General features: G+C 60.4%; 18 protein-coding genes and 1 pseudogene. 12 read left to right on the top strand and 7 right to left on the bottom strand.

The window, feature by feature from the left end:
• Positions 1-83: 83 nt before the first annotated feature.
• On the bottom strand, positions 84-2,414 hold the full coding sequence (locus OP10G_RS08020) for a M1 family aminopeptidase (RefSeq protein ID WP_025226407.1): 2,331 nt from the start codon (positions 2,412-2,414) through the stop codon (positions 84-86).
• A gap of 103 nt (positions 2,415-2,517) precedes the next feature.
• The gene (locus OP10G_RS08015) at positions 2,518-3,327 is read right to left on the bottom strand and encodes a TMEM175 family protein (RefSeq protein WP_025226408.1); all 810 of its coding nucleotides are present in this window, start codon (positions 3,325-3,327) and stop codon (positions 2,518-2,520) included.
• Between the two features lie 53 nt (positions 3,328-3,380).
• Here OP10G_RS08015 and OP10G_RS08010 point away from each other — a divergent pair, with 53 nt between their 5' ends.
• From OP10G_RS08010 to OP10G_RS08000, 3 genes are all read left to right on the top strand, one after another.
• On the top strand, positions 3,381-4,076 hold the full coding sequence (locus tag OP10G_RS08010) for a class I SAM-dependent methyltransferase (RefSeq protein WP_025226409.1): 696 nt from the start codon (positions 3,381-3,383) through the stop codon (positions 4,074-4,076).
• A gap of 95 nt (positions 4,077-4,171) precedes the next feature.
• A complete protein-coding gene (locus tag OP10G_RS08005) occupies positions 4,172-5,638 on the top strand; it encodes a hypothetical protein (protein WP_025226410.1) in 1,467 nt (488 codons plus the stop codon).
• Positions 5,639-5,643: 5 nt separating this feature from the next.
• Positions 5,644-6,048, top strand: a complete 405-nt coding sequence (locus OP10G_RS08000; RefSeq protein ID WP_025226411.1) for a VOC family protein — start codon at positions 5,644-5,646, stop codon at positions 6,046-6,048.
• Here the strand turns inward: OP10G_RS08000 and OP10G_RS07995 are convergent.
• The 3 genes from OP10G_RS07995 to OP10G_RS07985 all read right to left on the bottom strand — a co-directional run bounded on the left by OP10G_RS07995 (position 6,045) and on the right by OP10G_RS07985 (position 7,368).
• Positions 6,045-6,290 (bottom strand): Ig-like domain-containing protein, encoded by a 246-nt coding sequence (locus OP10G_RS07995; RefSeq protein WP_144241051.1) that lies wholly within the window; start codon positions 6,288-6,290, stop codon positions 6,045-6,047. The two genes, OP10G_RS08000 and OP10G_RS07995, sit on opposite strands and share 4 nt — an antisense overlap.
• A gap of 319 nt (positions 6,291-6,609) precedes the next feature.
• Positions 6,610-7,005: a nuclear transport factor 2 family protein gene (locus OP10G_RS07990; RefSeq protein WP_025226413.1), complete on the bottom strand. Its 396-nt coding sequence runs from the start codon at positions 7,003-7,005 to the stop codon at positions 6,610-6,612.
• A gap of 147 nt (positions 7,006-7,152) precedes the next feature.
• Positions 7,153-7,368, bottom strand: a complete 216-nt coding sequence (locus OP10G_RS07985) for a type II toxin-antitoxin system Phd/YefM family antitoxin (RefSeq protein ID WP_025226414.1) — start codon at positions 7,366-7,368, stop codon at positions 7,153-7,155.
• 62 nt (positions 7,369-7,430) lie between these two features.
• Between OP10G_RS07985 and OP10G_RS07980 the strand changes: the two genes are divergently transcribed.
• The 5 genes from OP10G_RS07980 to OP10G_RS07960 all read left to right on the top strand — a co-directional run bounded on the left by OP10G_RS07980 (position 7,431) and on the right by OP10G_RS07960 (position 11,897).
• A complete protein-coding gene (locus OP10G_RS07980; protein WP_025226415.1) occupies positions 7,431-7,673 on the top strand; it encodes a type II toxin-antitoxin system Phd/YefM family antitoxin in 243 nt (80 codons plus the stop codon).
• Positions 7,646-8,047, top strand: coding sequence for a type II toxin-antitoxin system VapC family toxin (locus OP10G_RS27830; protein WP_038472791.1), 402 nt, complete (start codon positions 7,646-7,648; stop codon positions 8,045-8,047). Before OP10G_RS07980 ends, OP10G_RS27830 begins: the two co-directional genes overlap by 28 nt.
• Before the next feature lie 45 nt (positions 8,048-8,092).
• Complete coding sequence (gene sdhA / locus OP10G_RS07970; protein ID WP_025226417.1) at positions 8,093-10,015, top strand: succinate dehydrogenase flavoprotein subunit; 1,923 nt, start codon at positions 8,093-8,095, stop codon at positions 10,013-10,015.
• 19 nt (positions 10,016-10,034) lie between these two features.
• A complete protein-coding gene (locus OP10G_RS07965; protein WP_025226418.1) occupies positions 10,035-10,586 on the top strand; it encodes a nucleotidyltransferase family protein in 552 nt (183 codons plus the stop codon).
• A 246-nt stretch (positions 10,587-10,832) separates the two neighbouring features.
• Positions 10,833-11,897 (top strand): type I restriction enzyme HsdR N-terminal domain-containing protein, encoded by a 1,065-nt coding sequence (locus OP10G_RS07960; protein WP_144241050.1) that lies wholly within the window; start codon positions 10,833-10,835, stop codon positions 11,895-11,897.
• 120 nt (positions 11,898-12,017) lie between these two features.
• On the opposite strand, the pseudogene OP10G_RS27825 reads toward OP10G_RS07960, so the two are convergent.
• Positions 12,018-12,122, bottom strand: a pseudogene (locus OP10G_RS27825) (transposase); the annotation flags it as partial.
• A gap of 610 nt (positions 12,123-12,732) precedes the next feature.
• On the opposite strand from OP10G_RS27825, the gene OP10G_RS07950 reads away from it, so the two are divergent.
• On the top strand, positions 12,733-13,014 hold the full coding sequence (locus OP10G_RS07950; RefSeq protein WP_025226420.1) for a hypothetical protein: 282 nt from the start codon (positions 12,733-12,735) through the stop codon (positions 13,012-13,014).
• A gap of 44 nt (positions 13,015-13,058) precedes the next feature.
• Positions 13,059-13,394: a BON domain-containing protein gene (locus tag OP10G_RS24260; RefSeq protein WP_025226421.1), complete on the top strand. Its 336-nt coding sequence runs from the start codon at positions 13,059-13,061 to the stop codon at positions 13,392-13,394.
• Here the strand turns inward: OP10G_RS24260 and OP10G_RS07940 are convergent.
• On the bottom strand, positions 13,391-14,638 hold the full coding sequence (locus OP10G_RS07940; protein WP_025226422.1) for an MFS transporter: 1,248 nt from the start codon (positions 14,636-14,638) through the stop codon (positions 13,391-13,393). The genes OP10G_RS24260 and OP10G_RS07940 overlap by 4 nt on opposite strands.
• A gap of 25 nt (positions 14,639-14,663) precedes the next feature.
• Between OP10G_RS07940 and OP10G_RS07935 the strand changes: the two genes are divergently transcribed.
• Together OP10G_RS07935 and OP10G_RS07930 are read left to right on the top strand one after the other, a co-directional pair.
• Positions 14,664-15,119, top strand: a complete 456-nt coding sequence (locus OP10G_RS07935) for an HIT family protein (RefSeq protein WP_025226423.1) — start codon at positions 14,664-14,666, stop codon at positions 15,117-15,119.
• Between the two features lie 285 nt (positions 15,120-15,404).
• A complete protein-coding gene (locus OP10G_RS07930) occupies positions 15,405-17,615 on the top strand; it encodes a glycoside hydrolase (protein ID WP_025226424.1) in 2,211 nt (736 codons plus the stop codon).
• The last annotated feature ends 3 nt before the right edge of the window (positions 17,616-17,618 follow it).

The raw sequence follows: 17,618 nt of genomic DNA, 5'->3' as shown, positions 1-17,618 counted from the left end.
GTTCATCGGCTGGGACCGATGCTACGTTTTCACGACCAGGATGGTCGTGATACACACGGGCTAGAAACCAGTGCCACGTCTAGCTACTTCGCCCTGAGCTTCCGCAGCGCCTCGTCGGCGGTTCGGCGGAAGAAGACGAGCTCGGCTTTCTCGAACGGCTCGAGGAGTGGGATGGCGGCTTTGTCGCCGTAACTGCCGAGCGCGGAGATCGCGTTGTTGCGGGCTCCGAACGATGTCTCCTTTAGGACCGACGCGAGCGCGTCGTACACCCGGTGCTCGCCGGGTTTATCTTTGAGCTGGCCGAGGATGCTCACCGCCAACTGTCGCGTCGGCTCCGGATATCCCTTTTCCAGAGCTTCGAGCGCCTTCTCCCGCGCGGTGGCCTGGTTCACCTGACGCCACCAATTCAGCGCGATCTGACGGTACTGGTCCCGGAATCCGTCCATCGCCCAAGCCCGGTCCGCCATCGAGGCGTCCTTGGTCATTCTCAGAAGAACGTTGAACGCATTCTGCCGTAGCGATTCGTTTGGGTCGGAATCGGCGATTTCGTGTAACCGGGCGATCACCGCTGGGGAAGACGGTAATGCGCCGAGATGGTCGACCGCCGTATCCGCCACGCTTCGATCGGGACCGCGGCTGAGGTCGAGGAGGAACGTCTGTGAACCATCCTTCAGCAATCCGATAAATCGTCGAAGTACCTGTGGAGTTCGGATCGTCTTGGCCAGCGCGAGTAACTGATCGTTGGTCAGCGAGCCAAGCATGGTATCCATGATCCGCGCCTGCTCCCCCGCGTTGGGGGCCGCCTTAAAGACCGCCGCGATGTCATCGGAGGTCATCGGCAGCTTGCTCGTGATGTTCGCCATTAGCCAACACTCGGGATCTACCAATGCCGGACGACCCGCCTGCGCGCCGAGATCTAAATAGGAGCGTTCGCCCGATAGCGACATCTTCTTTTTCGTCCACTCGTTCCCTTCCAGCACCCACACCGCGACGTCGGCTGTGAAGTACGGCTTCGTTTGCGTCACCACAAGATCCGTTCCTTCCATCGATACGGTCAGATTCGGAGCTCCTGCGGTGTAGAACCACTGGCGCATAAATGGCCGGAGATCCCGCTTGAGGTTGGCGGAATAGGTGTCGAAGAAGGCGGGCGTGTCGAACGAGGTGTACTTTCTCTGCTCCAGGTACGCCTGCGTCGCCTTCCAGAACGCCGGCTCCCCAACCTCGTGCATTAGCATGAACATGCGCGACGCCCCACCCGGATAGATGAAGTTGTCGAACATGTCCAAAGCGTCCTTGTATCCCTTCCAAACCACGGGACGATTCGGCGCCGACCGGTGGGCAGCGAGCCCGCCTTGAAAGATGTCGTAGCGGTTAAGGTCGAATTCCTCCATCCCCCGCTTTTCGCGGTTGTAGAACGGCGGCAAGAAGGTGGCCCACCCCTCGTTGATCCAAGCGTCGCTCCAGCCACTGCAGGTGACGGTGTCGCCGAACCACTGGTGGGCAAGCTCGTGCGCTACGAGGCCGAGCGTGTCCTGGATCGGCTCCGTCGACTTCGGATGGAGCGCATTGATCGTCTGCGTGGTGCAGGTGACGTTCTCCATGCCGCCGAACATGAAGTCCGGCACCGCGGACTGCGTGTACTTGGCGTACGGATAGCGGAACCCGGTGAGCTTGGAGTAGAAGCGGACTATATCGGGGGTGAAACCGAACGCCGCCTCTCCCTGATCCTTCAACCCCTGCGGAACGTAGTAGTTGATCGGGATGCCGTCCCAGCTTCCCGCACCCTCGTCGTACGGACCCGCCGAGAAGGAGATCAGATACGTCGCGTGCGGCTTATCCATCTTCCAATGGAACTCGGTCCGCCCGTTTTTGGTGGTTTTCGAGACGAGTTTGCCGTTGCTTAGCGCGAACCAACCCTCGGGGACGTCGATCGTCCCTTCGCTCGTCGCCTTGTCGTCCGGATAATCGTAGGTCGGGATCCAGAATCGGTTGTCGACCATCTCACCCTGCGTATAAACCACCGGCGTATGAGCGGGGAAAGCGCGGGAAGCGGGGACGAAGTAAGCGCCCGATTGCGGCTGGCCGTGGTAGCGGACCCGAATCGCCATCGCCTTATCGCCATCCGTGGCTTTTGGCAGGGTAATCGTGAGCAGCGGCGCGGTGTGGTCGAACGTGGCGGCGACGCCGTCCACGGTCACGCTGTCGACCTCGAGCCGGCCGAAGTCGAGCTGGATGGACGCCGCTCCCGCGGTCGGCCGAAGCGTGTTGGTCACGTCGCCGACGAGTGAGGAAGTCGGTTCATCGAGCGAGACCGACCACCGCACGTCGAGCAGGTCGAAGTTGTGAGGCCGAGTCTGACCGTAGGCACACGTAACGGCAGCCAAAGCGGCAAGGGCAATCCGCAAACGAAACATTGGGTTCATGATAGCGCTATGTAGCCTCCTAGCCGGTGGCCGAGCGCGCTCCGCGCGGGGGGGAAAGCGCGAAGGGCTTCGCGCACTCCCAAAGAACCTGACCCTACGCCGGGGGAGGTACTTCGACGAGGTCGTTTTCGGTGGACAACTGGTCTTCCGAGAGCCGACCTTCGGCTTCCATTTTTTCGACCAATGCGCGGTGGCGCTTACCGTGCATCGATCCATGGATCCAACCGATGAACCCCATTCCAAAATAAATCCAGCCTGCCAAGCCGATCATTCGGTACGGCAGAAATTCCACGATGGAGATGGAGAGGAGGGGAATAAGCAGATAAGCCAGTTGCTCACGCGTCCACCAGCGAGTATCGAGAATCTCGATCTCGTCTAGCTTGAGCTTGTCTCGTTGCTGGTAAGCGTGCCCATAGAGAGCGCTGAAGACCAGTTGTATCGCGGCAACTCCCACCCCATAGACAATGAAAAGGTTTCCCAAATTTGCATTGATGTCGTTCCCCACGGCGGGAGTCCACCCCACGTTCTTGATCCCGAGCACCCCGGTTACGAACACCAAGGTTAGAAAGCGAAGTGGGTACAGATAAGCCAAAACAACGAAGAGCATCACGACGGTCAAGAACCTCACCGGTGCGTCTTCCAGACCGTAACGGCGGCAGTAGGTGTAGTGTCGAGACCAAACGCCGTAAAAGACGGCGAAGCACAGACCGAACGCAACCAAGCCGCGCATCGCGATCATCAGGTGGGCGAAGTCTTTCGGCGTGTCGATGTTGACGACCAGCAGGGTGATGCCGAAACCGAAAACGCAGTCGGCGAATGCTTCCAACCGCGACACTTCGGTGCCCCGCATGCGAAACCCCTCGATTACCTCGGGAGCCTTCTCGACCAGTGCTCGGCGAACCATCAGAGGCATGATACGCGCAACGATGGCCGGGGGTGACGCGTCCTCAATTTGCCATGAAACCGAATTACGGCATCGACGCGCCCGTGGTTGTGCGGAACCTCGCGGCGATTGGCGGGGTGCTGATCGTACTCGCTATCTTCCTAGGATCGCGGAGCGGTTTCTTCGCGCCGTTTCTCTGGGCCGGCATTTCGATGGCGGGTACGGCGGCGGTGATGTGGTCAGGAAGCAGGTTCGGCAAGATCGCGATGCGCGACCGGCTCGTGGAGAGCTTAGGACTGACCGGCAGCGAGCGGGTGCTCGACATCGGTTGCGGCCGCGGGCTGCTTCTCATCGGGGTGGCGAAGAAGCTGAAAAGCGGTCGCGCAGTCGGGGTGGACCTGTGGCGTAAGGTCGACCAGTCGGGAAATGATCGCAAAGAGACGCTGTACAACGCCCGCGCCGAGCGGGTGGAAGAACGGGTCGAGCTCCACACCGGCAACATGCTCGAGCTGCCGTTCGAACCGGACAGCTTCGACTGCGTGGTATCGAGTTGGGCCATCCACAATCTGCCCCAGAAGGAACAGCGCAGGCAGGCGCTGCTCGAAGCGGTGCGAGTTCTCAAGCCCGGGGGCAAAGTGCTCATCGTCGACATCGGTTCCGTTGGCTTCTACGCAGACGTTCTGCGGGAAGCCCGGATGCAAGACGTGCAGCTTTCGGGGCCGAACTTTCTGTTCGTCACCCCCTCACGCCAAGTCTCCGCGCGCAAGTAGTCGGCCTGTGCCAATGGAACGAGGATTTTCGATACGGTGTTGATTCGATGTGAGGGATCAAACTTAGGCGTAGTAACCTCCTAGAAACGAAGTCCATGGCACGTCCCCTCTCACCCAATCTCCGGCTCGCCCGAAACCTGATCTTGCTCGCGGGGCTGATCGCCGTAACCCCGGCCACCGTCCGGTATATGCGCGAGTTTGCCGGATCGGACCCGCTCGGATCGCTCAAGAACCAAGATTTCGTGGAGTCGGGCACGATGATGCGGATGCAGGGGGTGCAGATCAAGCACTTCGACAAAAACGGGCTCGTCACTTACGCCAAATGCGACCACGTGGATCTCGCCGCGGACCGGCATACGTTCGAGCTTTCTGGAATCCGGGACGCGGTGTACCGCGGCAAAGAAGGGACCTTTCAATACACCGCCCACCACGCCAAATTCATCGACGTCCTCAAGCAGCTAAAGGCGGATGGCGGCGTGCGCGTCCGCAACAAAGAGCTCGACCTTTCTTCAAACGCGTTCGAATACAACGGATTGGTCAGCTCCCTGCTCGTGCGGGGCGACGTGAGCGGAAAACTCAAGGGTGGCGCGATCCGGGCAAAGAATATCGACTACCGTATCGATTCCGAGGCGTTCACGGCGGGGCCGGTGTATTGGAAAGGCGCGCTGGCGTTGGACCTCCAAGGGCAGGAGGACCAGAGCAAGCCGAGGACATGGGAGATTCAAGGTCAGACGATTTCCTATTCCGGCAAGAACCAGCAAATCGCTACCTACACCAATGCGATCGCGGCCGACGACGAGGTGATCCTGATCGCTCCGAAAGTCGTCCACGACCGCAAGACCGACGTGCTGACCGCTACCGGCAGAGTCCAATATTTCTCGGCCAAAGCGGACTTGGTTGCCGACCAATGCGTGGTCTACCGGAAAGAGAAGCGGATCGAAATGATCGGCAACGTGTTGATGTACGTCAAGCCGAAGAAGGATCAAGACGGCAAACCGAAGGTCGAGCCGCTTCCCGCCTTCCAGCCGCTCAACCCGGATCAGGTGAAGCCCGAACCACCCAAGAAGAAGCCGACCGAGGCCGAGAAGAAGCAGATCGAGCAGGTTAGAGATACCAAGACGATTCGCGACTTCCCCACCGTCATGGTCTCGGCAAAGATCGAGTATTGGTACGGCAAGGGCGCCCGCCGCGCCGTCATCACCGGCTCGCCGCAGGGTCGGCAAGAGCTGCCGGAAGGGCGCTGGCGTCACCTCTGGACGAACGTGGCCTACTACGACGGAGAGAAAGAGCTCCTCAAGATGGTGAGCACCAAGGCGCTGAAAGATACTCGCATGAAGGACTCCGTGGGTGACAACGTCTCCTCCGACTGGATGGAGGTCTCCACCGTCGAAGACGACGATTCGTTCACTGGCTCCGGGTTCGTCGGCACCTTCACCACCTTCGACGACGAGACCAAGGATGGCGGCACGACTCCGCCGCCGACCGATCCGCCCAAGAAAGTCGACCCGCCCAAAACCGGGGGCGGCGACCCGAAGAAGACCGGCGGCGGCAAAGTCCGATAACTTGCATGTTCAGCCAAGGCATCGCCGAAATCGTCCTCATCGTCGACGATGTGACGAAAGCCGCGGCATTCTATAGAGACGTGGTCGGCCTGACCCCGATGTCGCCAGCAAGCGAAGATTGGGCATGGTTTTGGTCCGGCCCTCCCGAAGCGTCCCCGCGGGTTGCCTTGCGGCGGGGCAAACTGCTCTTCGAGGAGCACTCGCCGCTACCGGAAGGCGGGCGCTTTGGCCGGCTCCATTACGCCTTCGAAGTCACCCGGGACCGGTTAGAGGAGGCGGTCGCCCACGTGCGGGAGAGGGGCGTGACGGTATACGGCCCTACTTATTTCGAGTGGATGTCCGCCAAGTCGTACTACTTCTATGACCCGGACGGCAATTTGCTCGAATGGTGGTCGCCCGATCCTGCCTAGGTAACGACTCGGTACTGGGGTTTGAGAGGGGCCCGGGGGACTCGCTCGCGTCCCTTCACGTAGAGAATGACTTCTTCGGTTGCCTCGATCTCCAAGTCGAATCGGGCCACCCCGGCGGTATCGGTCCACTGATCCGGAATCCCGCCCGTCGCGGCGATATGGGTCGCGAAAATAGAGACCCGCTCATTATTGACAGGTTGCCCATGTCGGTCGAGCACCTGCACCTCGATGTGTTGTGCCATCGAGTCCATGATAACAAACCGCAATTGCTATCCCAAGGCAAATTCTTGCTGAGATTCGGATGAGCGCTTCGTAACCGGCGATCAAGGATCTGCAAAAATGGGTTCGATGGCGGAGGTGAGAAAGTATCCAGAAGTGTCGAATATTGCCGGTCTCGGAGTGCTGCCCACTTTCTACGGCGTGATCTTCCATCGAGTAAAGAAGCGTGGAGCGAGCAGCCAGTGACCTTCAATGCTTATGGAATTTGCGAGTCGGTATGGCCCTCGATTCGTCGGACATTAGAATCGTTCCAACCTTGAGCGATCAGCGTGTGATGGTCGCCTAATCAATCTCGCCCATCGCGCGCAACACTCTAAGTGGATCGTAGTATTCGCGAATGCCGGCGATTCGACCGCTCTCCACTCGGATGACCGAGATGTAGTCCTGCGAGTACGGGCGGCCGGTGGACTTGAACACCGCGTCGCCATGGTATTCCGCGATGCAGCCGTCGGCGGTGGGGTGGATCGCCGGGTCTCCGAGGCGGAACCCTTCGGCGAACTTCCCAATGTTCTCGAGGAACTGAGCGATCGCTGCCGGTCCTTCTAGCCTTCGCGTGTGATCCTCCGGCGCGTACGGGAATTCCGCCACGACGTCGGCGGCATAGATCTCCAACTCCTCCGCGGTAGCGGCCCGTCCCACGAGCGAAAGGTGGCGGAGAAGCAGTTCGGCAGCATCCATGAAGGCAGTTTAGCCGTCCGTAGCGGCGACTTGTTGGCCCGCGGAGACTGCTACCGTAGCGCAAGCGGAACCACGGTGGACGCTCTAGGCTTTGCATCCCGCGTGAGCGAAGGCGGCCGGTGCACGGCGTCGGTCAGAATGTTCGTATCAAGATTCAGCATCCCACTTCTCGCCCGTGCTAAGGATGTCGCCTCCTACGTAAATTCCCGGCGCCGATCCGCAAAGATCCATGATGCCGTTGTTCTCAGGGTAGATCCGCGCCACGGGTTTGCCGCGCTTGGTCACCTTGATTCCCTCCTGAGGAACGTGATCCAAGATCTCCAGGCACTTCGCTTTGAATTCGGTTGCCGTGATCGTTCTCATACCAGTCAGTATGACCGGTCATATGTTACAGCCCCTGACGAATAGTCATGTAAAATGACCATATGAAGACGATTTCAGTGACGGAGTTCAAGGCGCACTGCCTCCGGCTTCTGGAGGAGTCAAAAAAAACTGGTGAACCGATAGAGCTCACAAAGCGGGGAAAGCCGTTCGCAACAGTCACACCGGCGGCTAGTGAGGCTTCTTACAAACCGGGACAGTTCCGGGATCAATTTCAAATCGTAGGGGACATCGTGGAACCGCTTCTCAGTCCTGAGGAATGGGGCGTGGAGAAGGAGTGGTTCTAGATACCCACATGTGGATTTGGTTCCATAAAGGAGACTCTCGTTTGCCTCCCGAATTGGCGAGAGAGATTGAAAGGCTCAAGGGGACCGTTGCCCTTTCGTCCGTCAGTATATGGGAAGCGTTGCTAGCGATTCAACGTGGGCGGATCGTTTCCTCTCTCTCGCCCGAAGTAACCGTGCGGTCCTGGCTGAGCCAGGTTCCAATGCGTGTCATCCCCCTGGATTTAGAAATCGCGCTGCTCTCCCGGACTCTCCCCTTCGCTCACGAAGATCCCGCAGACCGGTTCATCGCGGCAACTGCTTATCACTTGCGGGTTCCGCTTGCAACGGCGGACTCCAAGCTCCGTGCGCTCCCTTGGCTGACCACGCTCGGTTGATCCCGGCATAGAAACGGCTGCGGAGCGTAAACTGGCGAATACGATATGGCAGCGCAGCGTACGGTCGTCGTCGTCGGGGGTGGTCTTGCCGGGCTGATGGCCACTATGAAGTTGGCGGAAGCCGGGCACAAGGTCAAGCTCTTTAGCCTGGTGCCGGTAAAGCGGTCGCACTCGGTGTGCGCCCAAGGCGGCATCAACGGCGCGGTGAACCTGCGCGGCGAGGGCGACTCTCCCTACCTCCACTTCGAAGACACGATCACAGGAGGCGACTTCCTTAACCACCAGCCCCCGGTCATGCGGATGGCCGAGCGGGCGCCCGCGATCATTTACCTTCTCGACCGGATGGGCGTGCCGTTCAACCGCACGTCGGAAGGGCTCCTCTCGTTCCGCCGGTTCGGCGGCACCCTCAAGCACCGCACCGCCTACGCGGGCGCGACGACCGGCCAGCAGCTTCTTTACGCGCTCGATGAGCAGGTCCGCCGCTGGGAATCCACCGGCCAGGTGGAGAAGTACGAGGGATGGGAGTTCCTCGGCATCGTGAAGGACTCCAACGGCGCCTGCCGCGGCATCACCGCGCAGAATCTGCGGACGATGTCGATCGAGGCGTTCGCATGCGACGCGGCCGTCATCGCGACCGGCGGCAACGGCCTGATCTTCGGCCGCAGCACCAACTCGATCATCAACACCGGCGCGCCGGTTTCGATCTGTTATCAGCAGGGGGTGCATTACGGCAACCCCGAGATGGTGCAAATCCACCCGACCGCGATTCCCGGCGAAGACAAGTGCCGGCTCATCTCGGAGTCGGTCCGCGGCGAAGGGGGCCGGGTCTGGGTGCCGCGCAACCCGATGGACACGAGGAACGCCGCCGACATCCCGGAACCGGACCGCTGGTACGTGTGCGAGGAGATGGACCCCAAGTACGGCAATCTCCTCTCCCGTGACATCGTCAGCTTCATCATCTACTGCGTCTGCCGTATGGGCAAGGGGGTCCGGGGCCAGCAGCAGGCGTACCTCGACATCACCCAACTCCACGAGAGCCGCGGCGGTCCCTACACTCGCGAGCAGATCAACGACAAGTTGGAAGGGGTTCTCGAGATCTACGAGAAGTTCATGCGCGAGGACCCGATCGCGAACCCGATGCGGATCTACCCCGCCGTCCACTACACCATGGGCGGCCTTTGGGTCGACTACGAAATGAACGGCGACGGCTCGTGGGACGTCGACTCCGCTCGGAACCAGATGACCAACGTGCCCGGTCTGTACGCGGCGGGCGAGTGCGAGTATCAGTACCACGGCGCCAACCGCCTCGGTGCGAACGCCCTCTTGAGCTGCCTCGTCGGCGGGGAAATCGCCGCCCAGGGAATCCAGGCGTACATGCAGAACCTCCCGCTTCAGGGGGCTTCCGAGGACGCCTCGGGATCGATGCTGGAAGATGCGCGCAAGCAGCGCCAGGCCGAGTACGACCACCTCAAGTCGAGCAACGGAAGCGAGAACCCTTACCGGCTCCATGCCGAACTGGCCGAGGTGATGTGGAACAACTGCGGCATCTGGCGCGTGCAGAAAGACCTTATTTCGGCCCAAGCGAAGCTCGACGAGCTGGCGGCTCGCGCTCACCAGTGCGACATGATCGACGACTCGGGCTGGAACAACCAAGCCGTTCCGTTCGCCCGCGCGGTGGTCAACATGATTGAGCAGTCGAAGGCGATCGTGGGCGGCGCCATCGCCCGCGACGAGTCGCGCGGCGCCCACTTCAAGATGGACACCCCGGCTCGGGACGACACCAACTGGCTCCGAACCACCCTCGCCGACTGGACGGCCGGCGGTCCCAAGTTCAGCTACGAACCGATCGACACCCGCTACATCCCGCCGCGAGCCCGCAAGTACGCGGTCAACCAGCTCTCGATCGTGAAGAAGCTAATGGGCGACGACTTCCTCAGCGGCTTCGAAGCCGCGACCGGCACGAAGTAATGTGAACGTTTGGACCCGCATGGAAGACGCCGTCCTCAAGGTCCGCCAGCGACTTGAGCGGGCTTCCTCCGCTCTGCAGGCGGCCGGAATCCCCTTTGCCATCGTGGGCGGCAATGCGGTCGCGGCCTGGGTTGCAACGGTCGACGAGGGCGCGGTACGAAACACCCGCAACTTGGACGTGATGGTGCGGCGAGGCGACTTGGATCGCATGCGGGAGGTGCTCGAATCCGTGGGGTTTGTTTACCGGCACGTCGCCCAGATGGACATTTTCCTTGACGACGAAAACGCGCGGGCTAGTGACGCGGTGCATCTCGTGTTTGCAAACGAGTTTGTGCGGCCGGACAACATGGCGCCCAATCCCGACCTGGGAGAGGTCGTCCTACTAAACGGCACTCCCGTCATCGGCCTGTTGCCCTTGGTCGAGATTAAGCTTACAGCTTGGCGAGACAAGGACCGTACGCACTTAAGAGACATGCTGCAAGTCGGCTTGATCGACGAGTCTTGGCTGGACCGTCTGCCGGCTTCCCTTGCCGGTCGGCTCAAGCAGTTGATCGACGATCCCAACGGCTAGGCTCCTGCTACGCGAAGGCTTGTAACAGTAAAGGTTTTCTCTCGCGGGCAACTCAACTTTATGCCGCGGACGTTTTGGACAGAAGCGATTACCGTGGCAATTCAACTGGCAATGCGAGAGGGGTCCCGCCAAACCTCTAACTCTTGCCTGCTGGAGTTCCACTCTATCGCCAGTTCGAGCGAGAATCGTCGCTCTACATCATGGATACAAGGGCTCTCATTCCTCCTATACTTCAATACGATCCTAATGAACAGGCAAGATATCCAGCGCGAACTCGCAGAGATAAAGGAAGAAAACGCAACACTCGGGGCTCCTGAGAATGAATCAAACACCTGCGACCATGTCATTCTTCCGCTCCTCAAAAGTATGGGGTACTCGCGTCGCGACATCTGTTCGCGCTCGCCTGACGCCGCGGGTAAGTTTCCCGACTACACCCTCCTTCCAGAATCCGCGCACACATGGTTCTTGGAAGCCAAAAGTTGGAAGGAACGGTTGCACCCCCGTGATGTTGACCAAGCCATCAATTACGCTCACCGACAGGGTAAGCGCTGGGTCGTCCTAACCAACGGTCGCGAATGGCGTCTTTACGACGACCAGATTCCCAATGTATCCAACGAGGATCGTCTGGTGGCTGAAGCTTCGATCAAAGACGAAAGCGAATTCACAGACCTTCTTGAAGCCCTATCAAAAGCAAACGTTCTAAGTGGAGCCATTGAGCGGAGCGTTGTCGCGACTCAACTTAGAAGTGTGCTGGAGGGCCAACTTACCCAGAAAGACAGCGAAGTCGTAAAGGCAGTGACGCGAGCCGTACAAAAGATGCCGGGGATGCAATCCGTTAAATCTTCCGACATTGCCGCTTACTTTGGGCAACGAGCCCTCGCGCCAATCAAGCAAACGAAAGATAGAGAACCAGCGGAGGCACCGGAGCCGAAACTCGTCGAGGCAACAACGCAGATCCGGCCAACGAAGGTGGTCGGGCTCACCGCAACTCACCGGGGTACCAAGCCTGTCCGCCTGATTTTTAGTCCCGGAGACGAACTTGAGGTCACCACCTGGAAAGCAGTCGCCCGTGAGATCATCAGCCGACTCGTTAACGCCGGCAGTCCTCCGCCGATCCCCTACCGAATCGGCCGAAGTAAAGGCTTCTTCCTCGCCGAAGAAGGGTCTACGATGCGGGAGCCGATGAAGTTCGGTGAACTGGCCATGGAAAGCCACTTCAGCGCTGACGACCTTATGCGTAACACGATCGCTGTCTGCGACTCAGTGCAGTTCGACTGGAGCGCCATACGGATAGAGGTTGTCCAGCCATAAACATCTTGGGCTCCGACCCTACGCCAAAGGCGTTCCGAATAGTAGCGAAGGGTTGGCGCGGCGCGCCTACCCTGGTCAGAGGTGGGGTCGGTTCTACCCCGAAGGGGTTGTGGATACAGGTCAATCCCAGACATATCTCTCGTCCCACTCGAGGCCGTGTCCCTGTAACAACTCTCGGTACTCGTCCTGGAATGACACGGCCCGATGATGCTCCTCTTGGGTTTCGATGTAGCGGCGCGCGGGGGGAATTCCTTCGGTCCCCAAGGAGAAGACCACATACCGGGATTCGGGAACAAACGCTTCGCTCGGTGGAACCCTCTCCCTCGCACCTGAGGGGGAGGGCAGGGTGGGGGAGCACTCAACACGTCCGAAGTCCTTTGAATGGTCAGTTGCGGGTAGTTAAAGGGCTTCTATTTAATGGACTTGTGACAGGAATGGTCCACCCCCTCCCTGCCCTCCCCCGCCTTGGCGAGGGAGGGTTCCCCCTGACGAAGCTTCGTCCCGGCTCCGGGCGTGTGCCGAAGATGTGGGTAAGGACAAGCGCCTACGGGGTAGGCAAGGTTGGCCGGCCTTTACCAGGGTAGCCCTCGCTACGCGGGGCAACCCTTCGCTTCTGTTCGAAACGCCTTCGGCGTATGGGATTACGCCAGCCGGCCGGCGCCTCGCCAGTTTTTAGGGAACGAAGACCCAGGCAAATGTCCCAGGCGGAAAAGTGGGTCTCTAGGTTCAAATGGGGGCTCCAATGATTTCGGACATGGCCTCGCGTATCTACCCCGCTGAACAACCTGGTTGTCGCTATGAATTCGAAACGAAACCGACCGGCAGACCCGGCGTTATGACGATGAAGATCGGGCGGTTGCGGGGCGAGCCGGTACTCAATGCGAGCCTCGACTCGACCACGCTAAAGCGGATTCGAATGTCGGGCCAGGCGCTCCCCATCGCGGAGGGTGCCCATGTGCATTACCGGATCGTCAGCAACGGCGTCGCCACCCGCATCGGCTACCTATTCGAGTTCCAAGATGGACCGGAGCCGCGTTCCGTGCTCGTCGGCACCGATGCCCTCGAGTGGCTGATGGGCGACCCTGACTGCGACGAACCGTACGCCACCCTTCGATAAGCTGAAACGGAACGCTGAGACCAGCGTAAGCTTCAGTAACACACATGAAGCATTTGGCGATCCTATTGGCCACCGCGATGGCGGTCGTCGCTTGCAATTCGCAGGACGCGAACGACCTGAAGCGCGACGTCGGCAAGGTCGCGGAGACCGGTGGCCGGGCGCTGGGCAATGCCCAACTCGTCGCCCGAATCAATGCCGCCCTTCTCCAGCGCAAAGGGGTCGATGTGAGCGGCCTTCACATCGAAGCCAGAAACGGCGTTGTGACCCTCGGCGGGCACGTCCACGACGCGGCCGAGAAGAAGCGAGTCGAAGAAGCGGTTAAGGAGATCCGAGGCGTCGACTCGGTGGTCAACAACCTCCGAATCTCCAAGTCTTCTTAAGTTCCTTCCTTCAGTACCGGCATGAAGAATGCCAGGAGGATGATCGGAATGAACAGCAGGCCCGATAGGTAGATCGCCTGGTGCGGGCTCACCGCCCCCGCGGTGGACATCGCCAGGTACAGGGTTCCGGCGGCGGCAACGATTCGGCCGAAGTTATAGCCGAACCCGGCCCCGGTGGTTCGCAACAGGGTCGGAAAGAGCGGTGGCAGGTACAGCGGGAACAACGCGAAGAGACCGAGCCCGAAGACCGCGGACAGGTTCATCCAGATCTTGAATTCGTCGAGCGGGCGCGGATGCGCGAATCCGACCACATAGGCGACCAAGCCGCCCGCCGCCATGACGATAAACGCGCGACGGTATCCGATGTAGCGGGCCATCGCCGCGGCGAGGAAGTTGCCCACGATATTCCAGATCGAGTACGCGATCGTCACGCTACGGACAAGATCGTCCACCGCGGGTTTGGCCATCGCCTTTACCTCGGGCAGGCCGCGCAGCACCTGGGTGGAGAAGTAGATAAGGGTCCACGAGCAAGTGAGGGCGAGGCTGGCAACGGCGAGCGTAAACAACGTCGCCTTCCGAACTTCCGGCCCGAACAAGTCGGAAATCTTCGGCATCTTCCGGGCGGTCCGCTCGCCTGCCCACTCCTCCGGCTCCGGGACCGAGCGCCGAATCCAGATCGTGACGACCGCCGGGAGAACGCCGACGAGGAACACGTAACGATAAGAATGGAAGCCGGCAAACGATCCGACGGTGAGCGCGGCCAAGATGATGCCGATCATGTAGCCGGTCTGCAGCATCGCGCTCCCCCAGGGGCGGTAGCGCGCGGGCAGTGTCTCGGAGACCAGCGCCGACCCCGCCGCCCACTCTCCGCCGATTCCGAGGGCGGCCAAGAAGCGAAACACCGCCAAATGCCACCACTCGTGGGCGAAGAAGGAAAGTCCGGTGAACGCGGCGTAAGTCACGATCGTGAGCGTCAACGTTCGCGAGCGGCCAAGCGCATCTCCGATCCGGCCGAATACGAGCCCGCCGATCGCCCAGCCAACGAGAAAAATCGCCTGAATCAGACCCGCTTTCGCCGCCGCCTGCGGAACGGTCGCTCCCGGCCCCAGGAGCTCCATCACGAACGGAACCGCGACCAAGGGATACAGCATCCCATCCAGTCCGTCGAACGCCCACCCTAACCACGCGGCGATAAAACCGCTCCGATGCCCCGATTGCTTCTCCGCTGAAACCGCTGCCGCCATTGCTGAGGGCATCATAACAGCTACGATGCCAAATCTAACACCTGCCGAACGGCTCGCCGCCCTGGAAGCCGGAGAGAACCCCCTGGAGATCGCCCGAATGAAGAGCGGCTACGCCGTCATGGGCGACTCGCAATTCCTGCCCGGTTACTGCCTTCTCCTCGCGTTTCCGCTTGTCGAGAAGCTGAACGACCTACAAGGCGAGCATCGCACGGCGTTCCTCGACGACATGGCGAAGTTGGGCGACGCGGTCCTCGCCTCCACCGACGCCGTCCGGATTAACTACTCGATCTACGGCAACCTCGACCCGTTCCTCCACGCCCACATCTTCCCCCGCTACGCGACCGAAGACCCGGCCTACGCCACCATCCCTCCGATGTCGATTCCCGCCGACGTCCGCGGCTCGGTCCCCTACGACCCCTCCGTGCACGACGCCCTCCGCCGAGTCATCGCTTCCCACCTTCAGCCGTACGAACCCGTTTAGGAGTAGAGATTGAGTTTTGGCGCTCAACAACAGGGTCATCAAGAATAGTTTTGTTTCACCCGTAGCCCGGGGATTTATCCCCGGGCTACGGGTGAAACAAGACAAAGGAATTGTAAACATAATTTGTCAATGACCTTCATCCCCGGGCTACGGTGAAATCAGACAAGGGACGTAGAAACCCAGCTTGTCGGCGCCCATATTGTTGGGGGAGCGCACCGGATTGCCTCTCTCCAGTCATGGTCGTGACAAAGCCCTCTTGAGGCTGCCGGGGTAAACCCCACGGACATGGCTGGATCGCTTTGGATGGTTGCGCTCGGGTTATCGGTGGGTACGGTGGCTCGGCTAGAGAATTCCGAATTGCGAGTGGAAGTCGATCCCTCGAGCGGAGAGATGGCGGTGCTCGATAAGGGGACGGGGCAGGTTTGGCGTCAGGCGAAAGGGGCACGGATTCCGCTCACCGGACCAGTTTCTCAGAGCGGCGGCAACTTACGTTTTAAGTCTGCCGGCCTCAAGGCTCAGGTGGAGTTCACGCTTCCGCCACGGTCTCGAAATTTGACCGTTTCCATCCAGGCAGACGATCCTCAGGCGAAGATCGAACCGTTCGACTTCTTCGCCCCCTTTCAGCCCGAACCGGGGAGCTTTCTCACCGTTGCCGACTACAACGACGGTCACCTCTATCCAACCGATCTGGACAAGTGGCCGCTTTACAACCTTGATCACATCCACGTGAACGCCCTCGATATGCCATGGGTGGGGGTCGTCGATCTCCGGAGTGGCCGCGGATACTCCCTCATGGTCGATACCCCGTTCGATGCGACTCTCAAGTGTCTGAAAACGGACGGCCAAAGAGCGCCGTGGGTGAGGTGGGAGGCGGAAAAAGGATCGCTCGGCTACGCTCGGGCCGTCACATACCACTTCACGGCCAAGGGGGGTTATGTCGATATGGCGAAGGCGTTTCGCGCCCGCACCGAGCTCGGGAAGTTATCTACCAAGGCGCGAAGCAACAAGAACATCCCGAAGCTGTACGGCGCGCCCGGGCTTTGGGATTTCAATCAGCTCGTTTCGGATCGGGAAATGAAGGCGCTTGGAGTGGACCGATGCGTACACCACGTCCAAGACTGGAGCGCGCACGGCGACGCCGTGAAGGCGGCCAACGCGCTTGGATACATCACCGAGGATTACGATTACTACCTCTCCTCACACCCGGTGAGCCCCGATCATCCGTACCTCTCAGGGACGAGCGGGCGCGGGTATTACGACACGCTCGAACACGTGGCGGTAGCGGCCGACGGCAAGCCGCGCGGCGAGGGAGATTGGTGGATTCAGTGCCCAAGCTTCTACAAAACCGTGGGGAAAGAGATCATTCCCAAGAGGCTGGCGAAGACGCCGACGACGGCGATCTACTTCGACCAGATCACCGCCGACTACCTGGGAGTGGACGACGGACCGCTCGGCGGCGGCTCGCTGGAGGAATGCTACGATCCGAAGCACCCGCTCGGGCGGAGGGAGTGGAGCGGGGCGGTCCGCGACTTTCTGAAGTACGTGACCGATCTGGAGGTGATTCCCGCCGCGGAGCACGGGAAGTGGTGGGAGGTCCCGTATACGAGCATCTTCTACGGGATCGTCAGTGCGCAATGGCCCTGGCCGGACGTCACCTTTCCAACCTCGGAAGGGGATAACGAGCAGTGGCGGTACTACCGCACCTGGGGAAGCGTCGGGCACACCTACCGGGTTCCGCTATGGCAGCTCGTCTACCACGATAGCGCGATCACCATGTGGTACCCGTGGGACGTGAACGACGTGACGGTCGGGATTCCCAATGACTGGATCCAGGAGAAAAAAGACGCGGCGAGCGTGCTTTACGGAGTCGCGGCGGGCTTCATGGTAAGCGACCCAGGGACCGGATCGTGGTTCAAAGACCGCGGCAAATTCATGACGAGCTATCGCAATACGGCGAAGATCCATGAGGCATTGGCGGATAAGGAAATGGTTTCCCACCGCTTTCTAACCCCGGACCGCGACGTACAGGAGACCCGGTGGTCCGATGGGACTCGGGTGGTGGTCAACTTCGGATCGACGAAGTTCTTAGAGGGAAGCTACACGATCCCCCGCTTCGGCTGGATCGCAAAGGGGCCGTGGGGACAAGCCGAGAAGGTGTGGGACGACGACGCCAAACGAGTGGTGACCACGATCGTCAAAGGTGGTTACCGGTTTACGGATCGGTCGACGTGGCACGGCCGCGCGGTTGCTCAGGCGGAGTCCACCACTGGAGGAGTGCTGAGGGTGAACGTAGACCCGATCGAAGGGGAGCGATTGCCGGTACACCTTTCGGTGCGGCCGTCCACCGGTCTGCGGGTTTATGTCTGCGACGCGAAGACCGGCGAGCGAACCCGCCGGGCGACTTGGTCGCCGGCGGCGGAGGGGGGAATCAACGTAGAGCCGTTAACTGGATGGATCGTGCTGGACGTGGAGCAGGCGTCCCGTCTGCGAAGATGAATC

Origin of the sequence: Fimbriimonas ginsengisoli Gsoil 348, from assembly GCF_000724625.1 — a bacterium.
Lineage (GTDB): Bacteria > Armatimonadota > Fimbriimonadia > Fimbriimonadales > Fimbriimonadaceae > Fimbriimonas > Fimbriimonas ginsengisoli.
The sequence above is the reverse complement of the archived record's forward strand: the minus strand, read 5'-3'. Positions and strand labels throughout refer to the sequence as shown.

What these genes read in the sequence shown, in the direction of transcription:
- OP10G_RS08020 (WP_025226407.1), bottom strand. Translation starts at nt 2,414, where the DNA reads ATGTTTCGTTTGCGGATTGCCCTTGCCGCTTTGGCTGCCGTTACGTGT.
- OP10G_RS08015 (WP_025226408.1), bottom strand. Translation starts at nt 3,327, where the DNA reads ATGGTTCGCCGAGCACTGGTCGAGAAGGCTCCCGAGGTAATCGAGGGG.
- OP10G_RS08010 (WP_025226409.1), top strand. Translation starts at nt 3,381, where the DNA reads ATGAAACCGAATTACGGCATCGACGCGCCCGTGGTTGTGCGGAACCTC.
- OP10G_RS08005 (WP_025226410.1), top strand. Translation starts at nt 4,172, where the DNA reads ATGGCACGTCCCCTCTCACCCAATCTCCGGCTCGCCCGAAACCTGATC.
- OP10G_RS08000 (WP_025226411.1), top strand. Translation starts at nt 5,644, where the DNA reads ATGTTCAGCCAAGGCATCGCCGAAATCGTCCTCATCGTCGACGATGTG.
- OP10G_RS07995 (WP_144241051.1), bottom strand. Translation starts at nt 6,290, where the DNA reads ATGGCACAACACATCGAGGTGCAGGTGCTCGACCGACATGGGCAACCT.
- OP10G_RS07990 (WP_025226413.1), bottom strand. Translation starts at nt 7,005, where the DNA reads ATGGATGCTGCCGAACTGCTTCTCCGCCACCTTTCGCTCGTGGGACGG.
- OP10G_RS07985 (WP_025226414.1), bottom strand. Translation starts at nt 7,368, where the DNA reads ATGAGAACGATCACGGCAACCGAATTCAAAGCGAAGTGCCTGGAGATC.
- OP10G_RS07980 (WP_025226415.1), top strand. Translation starts at nt 7,431, where the DNA reads ATGAAGACGATTTCAGTGACGGAGTTCAAGGCGCACTGCCTCCGGCTT.
- OP10G_RS27830 (WP_038472791.1), top strand. Translation starts at nt 7,646, where the DNA reads ATGGGGCGTGGAGAAGGAGTGGTTCTAGATACCCACATGTGGATTTGG.
- sdhA (WP_025226417.1), top strand. Translation starts at nt 8,093, where the DNA reads ATGGCAGCGCAGCGTACGGTCGTCGTCGTCGGGGGTGGTCTTGCCGGG.
- OP10G_RS07965 (WP_025226418.1), top strand. Translation starts at nt 10,035, where the DNA reads ATGGAAGACGCCGTCCTCAAGGTCCGCCAGCGACTTGAGCGGGCTTCC.
- OP10G_RS07960 (WP_144241050.1), top strand. Translation starts at nt 10,833, where the DNA reads ATGAACAGGCAAGATATCCAGCGCGAACTCGCAGAGATAAAGGAAGAA.
- OP10G_RS07950 (WP_025226420.1), top strand. Translation starts at nt 12,733, where the DNA reads ATGACGATGAAGATCGGGCGGTTGCGGGGCGAGCCGGTACTCAATGCG.
- OP10G_RS24260 (WP_025226421.1), top strand. Translation starts at nt 13,059, where the DNA reads ATGAAGCATTTGGCGATCCTATTGGCCACCGCGATGGCGGTCGTCGCT.
- OP10G_RS07940 (WP_025226422.1), bottom strand. Translation starts at nt 14,638, where the DNA reads ATGGCGGCAGCGGTTTCAGCGGAGAAGCAATCGGGGCATCGGAGCGGT.
- OP10G_RS07935 (WP_025226423.1), top strand. Translation starts at nt 14,664, where the DNA reads ATGCCAAATCTAACACCTGCCGAACGGCTCGCCGCCCTGGAAGCCGGA.
- OP10G_RS07930 (WP_025226424.1), top strand. Translation starts at nt 15,405, where the DNA reads ATGGCTGGATCGCTTTGGATGGTTGCGCTCGGGTTATCGGTGGGTACG.